At 66.4% G+C, this 10,639-nt stretch carries 8 protein-coding genes; 3 read left to right on the top strand and 5 right to left on the bottom strand.

Annotated elements, in window-relative coordinates; translation table 11 throughout:
• Positions 1-39: 39 nt before the first annotated feature.
• Positions 40-2,826, bottom strand: coding sequence for a TonB-dependent receptor (locus ASE13_RS00200; RefSeq protein WP_056609945.1), 2,787 nt, complete (start codon positions 2,824-2,826; stop codon positions 40-42).
• Positions 2,827-3,137: 311 nt separating this feature from the next.
• Between ASE13_RS00200 and ASE13_RS00195 the strand changes: the two genes are divergently transcribed.
• The gene (locus ASE13_RS00195; protein WP_056609940.1) at positions 3,138-4,181 is read left to right on the top strand and encodes a LacI family DNA-binding transcriptional regulator; all 1,044 of its coding nucleotides are present in this window, start codon (positions 3,138-3,140) and stop codon (positions 4,179-4,181) included.
• Between the two features lie 145 nt (positions 4,182-4,326).
• Positions 4,327-5,820: an MFS transporter gene (locus tag ASE13_RS00190; RefSeq protein ID WP_056609938.1), complete on the top strand. Its 1,494-nt coding sequence runs from the start codon at positions 4,327-4,329 to the stop codon at positions 5,818-5,820.
• Positions 5,821-5,946: 126 nt separating this feature from the next.
• Here the strand turns inward: ASE13_RS00190 and ASE13_RS00185 are convergent, their stop codons facing one another.
• Genes ASE13_RS00185 through glmM form a run of 4 tightly spaced genes read right to left on the bottom strand, consistent with a single transcriptional unit; the run spans position 5,947 to position 9,295 of the window.
• Entirely contained in the window at positions 5,947-6,579 is a 633-nt protein-coding gene (locus tag ASE13_RS00185; RefSeq protein WP_056609936.1) for a ribonuclease HII, read from the bottom strand.
• Positions 6,572-7,726 carry a bifunctional hydroxymethylpyrimidine kinase/phosphomethylpyrimidine kinase gene (thiD, locus tag ASE13_RS00180; RefSeq protein WP_056609933.1) on the bottom strand — a complete coding sequence of 385 codons (1,155 nt, stop codon included), beginning with the start codon at positions 7,724-7,726 and terminating at the stop codon, positions 6,572-6,574. Before thiD ends, ASE13_RS00185 begins: the two co-directional genes overlap by 8 nt.
• 4 nt (positions 7,727-7,730) lie before the next feature.
• Complete coding sequence (locus ASE13_RS00175; RefSeq protein ID WP_056614403.1) at positions 7,731-7,955, bottom strand: DUF1272 domain-containing protein; 225 nt, start codon at positions 7,953-7,955, stop codon at positions 7,731-7,733.
• Positions 7,955-9,295, bottom strand: coding sequence for a phosphoglucosamine mutase (glmM, locus tag ASE13_RS00170; RefSeq protein ID WP_056609930.1), 1,341 nt, complete (start codon positions 9,293-9,295; stop codon positions 7,955-7,957). The genes ASE13_RS00175 and glmM overlap by 1 nt, the downstream gene beginning before the upstream one ends.
• Before the next feature lie 71 nt (positions 9,296-9,366).
• Between glmM and ASE13_RS00165 the strand changes: the two genes are divergently transcribed.
• The gene (locus ASE13_RS00165; RefSeq protein WP_056609924.1) at positions 9,367-10,638 is read left to right on the top strand and encodes a dicarboxylate/amino acid:cation symporter; all 1,272 of its coding nucleotides are present in this window, start codon (positions 9,367-9,369) and stop codon (positions 10,636-10,638) included.
• The last annotated feature ends 1 nt before the right edge of the window (position 10,639 follow it).

The raw sequence follows: 10,639 nt of genomic DNA, 5'->3' as shown, positions 1-10,639 counted from the left end.
CCATGGCCCGGGCTCCGCGGAGCCCGGGCAGGGTAGGCATCAGAACTTGTACGAGAGGCCGAGATAATAATCGCGGCCGTAGCGCTGATATTCGCGCGTGAGCCGCGTATCGCCCGCCTCGGTGGTGACGAACGGCGCGTCGGTGAGGTTCTTCGCCTGGGCGAGGATCGAGAGGCCGGTGAGCGGACCGCTCTGGAACTCGTAGCCGATCTGGGCGTCGAGCACGCCCTCGGCCTTGCCCGTGCGATATTCGGGATTGGCCGAGAGGCCGGCCAGCTCGGCGAGGAACTCGTCGCGCCAGCGATAGGTCGCGCGGGCCTGGAAGCCGTTCTTCTCGAAATAGGCAGTGCCGGTGCCGATCCACTTCGACTGGCCCGGCAGCGTCACCGGGCTATTGTCGGCATAGACGATCTTGCTGTCGACATAGCTGCCGGTGGCGAAGATGCCGAAGCCGTCGAGCGCCTGGCTGAACACGCTGAACGGCAAGGACGCGGTCGCCTCGACGCCGAGGATCTCGCCGCGGCCGGTATTGGCCGGCGCCTTGACCAGGCCGAACTGCGCGTTCTGCGCCACTACGATCGCGCGCTGCGCCGGTGGCAGCACCGACAGCAGGGCCGAGAAATCATAGAGTACGCTGTTGTTCGGATCGACGAAGTCGGTGAGGTGCTTGAAGAAGCCGGTCAGCGCCAGATAGCCGCCGCCGTGGAAATATTTCTCGAACGAGACGTCGATGTTATCCGACTTGTAGGGCTTGAGCTCGAAATTGCCGCCGTTCGAGCTGAACGGGCTGTTCTGCGGCGAACCGCCGAGGCCGATCTTCGAGAAATCGACGCTGACCGCCTGAGTGATGCGCTCCTGATCGAGGCGCGGGCGCACCATCGTCTGCGCGGCACCGAGCTTGATGTAGAAGCCGTCGTCGAGCTCGACGCTGAACGTCGCCGAGGGCAGGAAGTTGGTGTAGCTGATCTCGCCGTCGACCGGCGCGGTGGTGACCACGCCCGCCTGCAGCGCGGCGATCTGCCCCGACGAACCCTGCTTGGTGTGCACCACCTGGAACCCGAGCGAGCCCTTCAATGCCTTGCCGCCGACGGTGCCGTCGATCGCCAATTTGGCATAGCCGGTGAGCACCTTCTCGGTGATGACGTTGTCGCGGACCAGCGAGTCCGGGCGGTTGTCGAACACCGAATTGAGCAGGCCGTAGACCTTCATCGGATCGTAGGTCAGCATCTTCGGCACGCCGAGATAGCCGAGCGAGACCTGCTCATCGAGCAGCGCGTCGGCCGGCACCGCGAAGCTCGTCGGCGTGCCGCTGGCGACGGTGCAGTTGGTGCCGCCGCCCGGCGGGCAGAGGAAGTACGACGTGTAGCGGCTCTGCTTCTCGCGGCGGCTGTAGTTCGCGCCCACTTCCCATCCCTTGACGATCGAGTTGCTGAACTCGCCGTTGAAGCTGGCGCGCAGCGACTTGAGATCGTCGGTGAAGTCCGGGCGGTTGAGGAAGCCGGCCTGCACCACCGTCTGGGTGCCGTTGAAGCCCCAGCCGCGCGGATCGGTCAGGCGGATGATGCCGGTATTGGTATAATCGAGCGTGGGCACGATGTCGTAGGTGCCGTCGCTGTTGTGCGAGATGTGGATCGTATCCTTGGCGCCCGATGAATTATAGCCGGTGCCCGAATAGGTCTCGAGCAGGAAATCGGTGCGGGTCGCACGGCTCCAGCTGGCGTCGACGACGAAATGGACCGAATCGCTGAGACGGAGATCGTTATTCCAGCCGAGCGAGAGATTGTCGGCGGAGCGCTTGTTGAAATCGTTGCGCTGGACGCCGACGACATTGGTCAAAGTCGCTTCGGTGACGAGGCCGTCCTCGACCGTGTAGCCCGGCTGGATGACGGCGTTCGAGCCCCAGGTCGGCGCGATCGGGAATTCGATGCCGCGCAGCCGCTGCGTCTCCTCGAAATTCGAATAGAGCGCGTCGAAGGTCGAATGGAAATTCTCGCTCGGCGCCCACTCGACCGTGGCGACGCCGCCATAGCGCTTGAGCACGTTCGACTGGACGTAGGGCTTGGCGCCGCCGAGGAAGAGGTTGCCGCCGGCCGCGGGTTCGGTGGGGAAGCCCCAGGCGGCGTAGCGCTCGATCTGGGTGGGCGTGCTCTGCGCCGACAGGCCGATCGCGATGCCGAGCGTGTCGCCCGCGAACTTGCCGACATAGGTCGCCGAAGCGCGATAGCCGTAGCGGCTGCCGTCGGGATTGAGCTTGTCCTTCTCGTTCATCTGCCCGCGGGCCGAGACGACGAAGGCGGTCTTCGAATCGAGCGGGCGCAGCATGCGCAGGTCGACGGTGCCGGCGATGCCCGCGGCGACCAGCGAGGCGTCGGCCGATTTGTAGACATTGACGGTCTTGAAGAATTCCGAGGGATATTGGTCGTATTCGACGCCGCGATTGTCGCCGACGGTGACCTGCTCGCGGCCGTTGAGCAGGGTCGTCGAGAAATCGGGGCCGAGGCCGCGGATCGACAGGCGCTGGTCGCGGCCCTCGAGGCGCTGCGCGGTCACGCCGGGGAGGCGGGCGAGCGAATCGGCGATCGAGACGTCGGGCAGCTTGCCGACGTCTTCGGCCGAGATCGAATCGACGATCATCGACTGGTCGCGCTTGATCGCGGCCGACGAGGCGAGCGAGGCGCGGATGCCGGTGATGACGATCTCTTCGCCCTGGGTATCGGCACTCTGCGCCGGATCGGCGGCGGGCGCGTCCTGCGCCATTGCCGGCGCGGCGAAGGCCGCGAGCGCGAGCGCGACGCCAAGTGCCTGGCTGCTCGCCCCAAGAGCCATGCGAGTGGCCGAACGGCCACGGTTATTGCTGATCAAAGTCCGTCTCCCCTAAACCGCCCCGCTCCAGCTCTCACGGCCGGTTCGTTTCGAGTGCGTAACCTGTGGCGTGCAAAGGAACTGCCCGCCGTTGCGGCGCACTTCTTCCGAAACACCCCTCCCCGACCAGCCGGTCACATACGTATTCAGTGCCGTTCCCTGCCCGGAGTGACCCGTTTGCATCACCCCTGTCGTTGACCTGAGGGGCGATCTGCGCGCATTGCATATTATGCGAAGCGGCACAGACCGCCTGCGGGGAAGGGACAGCCAGAGGCATGCAGCGCAAGCCGACCTCATTCGATATCGCGCAACTGGCGGGCGTCTCGCAGCCCACCGTCTCGCGTGCGCTGCGCGGCGAGCTGGGGGTGAACCCGGCGACGCGGCTGCGCATCGAATCGATCGCCAAGCAGCTCAACTACCGCGTCGACAAGGCCGCTTCGAACCTGCGCACGCGCCATTCGCAGACACTGGCATTGCTGATCTTCGAGGATCCGACCGCGGACGATTCGCTGATCAATCCCTTCTTCCATTCGATGCTGGGCTCGATCATCCGCGCCTGCGCCGAGCACGATCACGATCTGCTGATCAGCTTCCAGCAGCTCTCCAGCGACTGGCACACCGATTACGAGGATTCGCGCAAGGCGGACGGGATCATCCTGCTCGGCTATGGCGATTACGAACTCTATCGCTCGCGGCTGCGCGCGCTCGAGGATGCCGGCACGCATTTCGTGCGCTGGGGCTCGGTCCAGTCCGAAGCCTACGGCCTCACCGTCGGCTGCGACAATCATGGCGGCGGCAAGGAAGCGACGCGGCACCTGCTCGATCTCGGGCGGCGCAGCATCGCCTTTCTGGGCAGCGCATCGAGCCATTATCCCGAATTCCACGATCGCTATCGCGGCCATGTCGCCGCGCTCAAGCAGGCCGGGATCATTCCCCGCCCCGGCCTCCAGTTCGACGCGATCACCACCGAGGAGGCGGGCGCCGCGGCGGCGAACGCCTTGATCGCCAGCGGCGAGAAGTTCGACGCGATCCTCGCGGCCAGCGACTTGATCGCGATAGGCGCGATGCGCGCCCTGCAGGCGGCGGGGCTGAGCGTGCCCGACGACGTGGCGGTGGTCGGCTTCGACGACATTCCCGCCGCCAGCTCCGCCAGCCCGCCGCTCACCACGGTGATGCAGGACCCGCGGCTGGCAGGGCGCAAGCTCGTCGAGACGCTGATCGGCCGCATTCGCGAACAGCCGGTCGGATCGGCGCTGCTGCCGACCAGATTGGTGGTGCGCCGCTCGTGCGGTGCACCAGAGCAGCCTATTGCAAAGTAGGATTTGTTCTGTTTTCGTTCGCGCCGGGAGAGGCCGGATCGGACGAGAATTCCGTGAAATATAATTACGAGATGAATCGCGTTTCGGCGAATTGAGTCAATTTAGTGCCGGTCACGGGCTGCGGCGCCAGCGGAAAGATGAGCAAATGATCGAAAAGCCGCGCCAGTCTATTGTCGGCCTGTGGAACATCAGTTTCGGCTTTTTCGGCATCCAGATCGGCTTCGCGCTGCAGAACGCCAATATGAGCCGGATCTTCCAGACCTTCGGCGCGAACATCGACGATCTGCCGTGGCTGTGGGTGGCGGCGCCGTTGACCGGGCTGCTCGTCCAGCCGGTGATCGGGCATATGAGCGATCGGACCTGGCTCGGCCGGCTGGGGCGGCGGCGGCCTTATTTCTTTGCCGGCGCGCTGCTCGCGGCGCTCTCCCTGTTCGCGATGCCGCTGGCGCCCGCCTTGCTGTTCGCCGCGGTGATGCTGTGGGTGCTCGATGCCTCGCTCAACGTCTCGATGGAGCCGTTCCGCGCGTTCGTCGGCGATATGCTGCGCAAGGACCAGCACGCGGCGGGCTATGCGGTGCAGACCGCGTTCATCGGCACAGGCGCGGTGGTCGGGTCGATCTTCCCCTGGGCGCTGGAGCATCTCGGCGTGTCCAATGCGGCAGCGGACGGCGGCATCCCGGATACCGTGCGCTTCGCTTTCTGGTTCGGCGGGGCGGCCTTGTTCCTCTCGGTGCTGTGGACCGTGGTGACGACGCGCGAATATGCGCCCGACGCCATGGCGGCATTCGATCGGGACGCAGAGGCGGAGAGTCCGGCCGCTCCGCTGCTCGCGACCCGCAGCTATACCAGCAGTTTCGTCTGGCTCGCCGCAGGAGCGCTCGTGATCTGGGCGGTGGGGCAGTTCGGGCTGGAGAAGGAAGTCTATCTGCTCGGCGCATTGCTGCTCGGCTACGGCCTCGCCAGCGCCGTCGCGATCGCGCTGGCCCGGGCGGGGTCGGCGGCCAACATGCTGAGCAGCATCGTCGGCGACTTTTCGGGCATGCCTCTGCTGATGAAGCGGCTCGCGGTGGCGCAGTTCTTCAGCTGGTCGGCCCTGTTCATCATGTGGATCAACACCACCCCGATCGTGACGCAGGTTTTTTACGGCGCCGCCGACGCGGCCGACCCGCTCTATCAAAAGGGCGCGAACTGGGTCGATGCATTGTTCGCCACCTATAACGGCGTCGCCGCCATCGCCGCGCTGACGCTCCTGCCCTTCCTCGCCGCGCGGATCGGCCAGGCTCGGACGCATATCGTCGGGCTGCTGTGCGGCGCGGCGGGCTATGCCAGCTTCTTCGCGATGCCAGACCGGCACTGGCTGCTCTTGAGCGAAGTGGGGATCGGCATTGCCTGGGCGTCGATCCTCGCAATGCCCTATGCGATCCTCGCCTCGAGCCTGCCGCAGAAGAAGCTCGGCATCTATATGGGGCTGTTCAACGTCTTCGTGGTGGTGCCGCAATTGCTGGTCGCGACTGCCATGGGATCGATCATGAAGCGCTTCTTCCCCGGCGAGCCGATCTGGACGATGGCCTTCGCGAGCGCGACTTTGGTGCTGGCCGCACTGGCGATGCTGCGGGTCGTCCGGCTGACGCGGGGGTAATGCCGCCCTCCGTTCGTGCTGAGCTTGTCGAAGCACTGTTCTTCTATCCTGCGGAAGGAAAGACAGCCCTTCGACAAGCTCAGGGCGAACGGAATTGGAAGTCTGCCCTTCCAAACCAAACAAGGGTCATTCCGCCGCCCGCATCGCCGGCCCGAAATCGAGTTCGGCCTGGGCGACGGGCGCGAAGCTGCGGCGGTGGTGCGGCGTCGGGCCGAGCCGGCGCAGCGCTTCCTGATGGACTTTGGCGGCGTAGCCCTTGTTGCTCGCCCAGCCATAGCCGGGAAACGCCACATCAAGCTCGGTCATCATGCAGTCGCGGCGATGCTTGGCGACGATCGAGGCCGCCGCGATCGACAGGCACAGCGCGTCGCCGCCGACCACCGCATGGCTCTGATGGTCCCAATCGGGGCAGCGATTGCCGTCGACCAGCACGAAGGCGGGCACGAAGCCGAGCGCGTCGACCGCGCGGGTCATCGCCAGCATCGTCGCCCAGAAGATATTGAGAGTGTCGATCTCCTCGACGCTCGCCATCCCGACGCCGACCTTGGCGCATTCGAGGAGGCGCGCGCAGAGATCGGCGCGCTTCGCCGCGGTCAGCACCTTCGAATCGTCGATGCCGTCGGGAATGCATCTGGGATCGAGCACCACGGCGGCGGCGACCACCGGACCGGCGAGCGGCCCACGCCCCGCCTCATCGACGCCGGCAACATGGCCCTTATGCAGGCGCTGGTAACGGCGTTCGAACTTGAGGTCAGGCATCGTCGAGCCGCCATGGCGGAAAGCGCCGCATCTCGCCAGCCTGATAGAGCCGGATCGCATTGCCAGCCGGATCGCGCAGCCGCGCCTCGCGCCAGCCCCAGGGTTCGTCCTTGGGCTCCTGCTCGAACGCGAACCCCTGTTGCTGGAGGTAGGCCACGGTCACGTCGAGATCGCCGCATTCGAAATAGACGACCGGCGCGGTATAGTCCTTGTCGGTGGCGACCGAGAAAGTCGCGCCGCCCTCGGTTTCGAAACGGGCATAACGCGGGCTCGCCCGGACGACCTGCCGAAGGCCCAGCAGCCGATAGAATCGCTCGGAAGCGGCGAGATCCCGCGCAGGCACCGTCACCTGGTTCAGCATCGGCTCGAAAAAGCTCATGTTGAGATCGAGCCGCACCGCCTGCTGCCCCATCGGGCCGTGGCCGCGCCCCAGATCGGGTGCCTCGCGCATCGCAATCCGCACGAAACGGCGTGCGCGGTTGACGGCTTCGGGCAGGTCCCATTCGGTCGCGAGGCCGCAGGCGATCGCCGAAGAGAGCGTGCAGCCGGTGCCGTGCGTCGCCTCGCTCTCGATCCGCGGATCGCTCCATTCGATCATGGGCGGATCCTCGGGATTGGCCGAGTGCAGCCGATCGGTGACTTGCGGCGCATCGCCATGCCCGCCCTTGACCAGCACTGCGCAGCCATGCGCCGCTACCAAGGCCGCGGGATCGCCGCCCAGTGCTTCGAGCTCGGGGAGATTGGGCGTGACGATCGTCGCGCGGCCCATCAGCCGCTCGAACGCGGCGACCGTCGCCTCGTCCGCCAGCGTCGCGCCGCTGCTCGCGACCATGACGGGATCGAACACCACCGGCACGGGGAGCTCGGCGAGCTTGTCGGCAAGCGCAAGCGCCGTGCGGGCCGATCCGATCATCCCGATCTTGATCGCATCGACACCGATATCGCGCACCACCGCGTCGATCTGCGCGATCACCATGTCGGTGGGCACCGGATGCACCGCGCCGACGCCGAGCGTGTTCTGCGCGGTGATCGCAGTGATCGCGGTCATGGCATGGCCGCCGAGCATGGTGACAGTCTTGATATCGGCCTGGATGCCCGCGCCGCCACCCGAATCGGAACCGGCAATGATCAGGATACGCGGCGTCACTGGTCTACCCCTTGAACTTGCGCTCCGCCGAGGCGGGGTGGCGCTCGAGCGCTTTACCAGTTCGCGTCGGCCGGTCCATCAGCTCGCCGCCGCAATTGGGGCAATTCTCGTCCATCGCCTCGGCGCAACCGGCGCAGAAGGTGCATTCGAACGAGCAGATGAACGCGCCGGGATCGTCGGCGGGGAGATCCGTGCCGCAGCGTTCGCAATCGGGGCGCATTTCCAGCATCAGGCGGCCGCCTCGCGCACGGCGTCGCACACCCGGTCGACCACGGCCTCGACCTGGCCGCGATCGTCGCCCTCGGCCATCACGCGAATCACCGGTTCGGTGCCCGAGGCGCGGATCACCAGCCTGCCATTGCCGTCGAGCTCGGCTTCGGCGCCGGCAATGGCATCCTTGACCCGCGCGTCGTCGAGCGGCTTGCCGCCCTTGAAGCGGACATTCTTGAGGATCTGCGGCAGCGGATCGAAGCGGTGGAGCACTTCGCTGGCCGGCGCACCGGCGCGGACCAGTTCGGCGAGGGCCTGGAGCGCCGCGACGAGTCCGTCGCCGGTGGTGGCATAATCGGAGAGGATGATGTGCCCCGATTGCTCGCCCCCGACATTATAGCCGGACGAACGCATCTTCTCGAGGACGTAGCGGTCGCCCACCGCGGTGCGGACCATGCCGAGGCCCTGCGCGGCGAGGTGGCGCTCGAGCCCGAGATTGGACATCACCGTCGTCACCAGCCCGCCGCCGGCGAGCCTGCCCTGTCGCGCCCAACCCCCGGCGATCAGGGCCATCAACTGGTCGCCGTCGATCACCCGGCCGGTCTCGTCGACGACGATCAGCCGGTCGGCATCGCCATCGAGCGCGATGCCGATTTGCGCGCCCGAAGCGACGACGGTCTCGCAGAGGGCCTCAGGTGCAGTCGAGCCGACGCCGTCGTTGATATTCTTGCCGTTCGGCGTGACGCCGATTGCGATCACCTCGGCGCCGAGCTCCCAGAGCGCCGAGGGCGCGACCTGATAGGCCGCGCCATTGGCGCAATCGACCACGATCTTGAGCCCGTCGAGCGTCAGGTCGCCCGGAAAGGTCGACTTGGCGGCGTGGATATAGCGTCCGCGCGCATCCTCGACACGCCGCGCCCGGCCGATATTGGCGGCAGGCGCCAGCGGGACCTCGCCGTCGATCAGTGCCTCGATCGCGAGTTCGTCTTCATCGGAGAGCTTGTAGCCATCGGGCCCGAACAGCTTGATGCCGTTATCGGCATAGGGATTGTGGCTGGCCGAGATCATCACGCCCATATCGGCGCGCATCGATTGGGTGAGGAGCGCCACCGCCGGAGTCGGCATCGGCCCGACGAGTACTACGTCCATGCCGACGCTGGTGAACCCCGCCACCATCGCGTTCTCGAGCATATAGCCCGACAGCCGCGTATCCTTGCCGATCACCACGCGGTGCCGGTGATCGCCGCGCGCGAAATGCGCCCCGGCCGCCATCCCCACCTTCATCGCCATCGCCGCGGTCATCGTCGAGACGTTGGTCGTGCCCCGAATTCCGTCGGTACCGAAATATTTTCTTGCCATGCCCTGCCTGTTCGCGCCCTTGTGGCGTTTCGTGCCCGCAGAGATAGCGGCGAAAACTACAAAGGGCGAGCATGTCGCAACCTACCCGTATCCTTCTCGCGCTGATCGCGGGGCTCGTCATCGGCGTGATCGCCGCCAACTGGTCCCCCCAGGTCGCGCTGCAGGTCGCAGACTGGGTCCAGCCGATCGGCACGGTCTGGCTCCATGCGCTCCAGATGACGATCGTGCCCCTGGTCACTTCGCTGCTGATCACCGGAATAGCCGCAACCGCCGAGCGGGCCAAAGCGAGCCGCCTCGCGACACGCGCTTTCATCACTTTCATCGTCCTGCTCTGGGTCTCTTCGGCATTGGGGGGAGCGCTGACGCTCGGCTTCCTCGATCTCTGGCCGCTCGATCCGGGCGCCGCCGCCGCGCTGAAGGGCGCGTTGGCACAGGAAGCGCCGAAGATCGGCGAGGTGCCGCCATTCTCCGATTTCCTCATCGCGATGGTGCCGTCGAACCCGGTCACCTCGGCGGCGAGCGACGCCTTCCTGCCGCTGATCCTGTTCACTACCGTCTTCGCCTTCGCGGTGACCCGCCTGCCCGCCGAGGAGCGCCAGCGCCTGACCGGCTTCTTCGAGGCTTTGGGCAATGCGATGCTGGTGGTGATTAATTGGGTGCTGTGGCTGGGGCCGATCGGCGTCGGCGCGCTGGCCTATGTGGTCGGCGCGCGCGCCGGCACCTCGGCGTTCGGCGCGCTGCTCCATTATGTCGCGGTGATCTCGGGCGTCGGCATCGTCTTGTGGCTGCTCGCGGCCCCCTTCGCGTGGATTGCCGGCCGGGTATCGCTGCTCCGCTATCTGCGCGCGGTCGGTCCCTCGCAGGCGGTCGCGCTCAGCACCCAATCGTCGCTGGCGAGCCTGCCGGCGATGCTAAAGGCGACCGAGAAGCTCGACGTGCCCGTCGCGCATTCGGGCGTGACCTTGCCGATCGGCGTCGCGATCTTCCGATGGACTGGCCCTGCGATGAACTTCGCAGTGGCGATCTATGTCGCGCACTGGTTCGGCATACCGCTCGGGCCCGGCCAGCTCGCCGCGGGGCTCGCCGCTGGGGCGATCACGACGATGGGCGCGGTCGGCCTGCCCGGGACGGTCAGCTTCGTCAGCTCGATCGCGCCGATCGCCATTGCCATGGGCGTGCCGATCCTGCCATTGGGGCTGCTCGTCGCGGTCGAGACGATCCCCGACATCTTCCGCACGCTCGGCAACGTCGCGATGCAGGTGTCCACCACCCGTGCGGTCAGCATCCGCTCGGGCGATGTCGACGACTCCGCCAGCGAGGCCGATGCGCTGCTGAGCGAATAGG

The organism is Sphingomonas sp. Root241 (assembly GCF_001428865.1).
In the GTDB taxonomy this organism is placed as follows: Bacteria; Pseudomonadota; Alphaproteobacteria; order Sphingomonadales; family Sphingomonadaceae; genus Sphingomonas.
This window is presented reverse-complemented; position numbering and strand designations above follow the sequence as displayed.

Bases quoted from the DNA above. Each gene is read 5' to 3' on its own strand.
- ASE13_RS00200 (WP_056609945.1), bottom strand. From the start codon at position 2,826: ATGGCTCTTGGGGCGAGCAGCCAGGCACTTGGCGTCGCGCTCGCGCTC.
- ASE13_RS00195 (WP_056609940.1), top strand. From the start codon at position 3,138: ATGCAGCGCAAGCCGACCTCATTCGATATCGCGCAACTGGCGGGCGTC.
- ASE13_RS00190 (WP_056609938.1), top strand. From the start codon at position 4,327: ATGATCGAAAAGCCGCGCCAGTCTATTGTCGGCCTGTGGAACATCAGT.
- ASE13_RS00185 (WP_056609936.1), bottom strand. From the start codon at position 6,579: ATGCCTGACCTCAAGTTCGAACGCCGTTACCAGCGCCTGCATAAGGGC.
- ASE13_RS00175 (WP_056614403.1), bottom strand. From the start codon at position 7,955: ATGCTGGAAATGCGCCCCGATTGCGAACGCTGCGGCACGGATCTCCCC.
- glmM (WP_056609930.1), bottom strand. From the start codon at position 9,295: ATGGCAAGAAAATATTTCGGTACCGACGGAATTCGGGGCACGACCAAC.
- ASE13_RS00165 (WP_056609924.1), top strand. From the start codon at position 9,367: ATGTCGCAACCTACCCGTATCCTTCTCGCGCTGATCGCGGGGCTCGTC.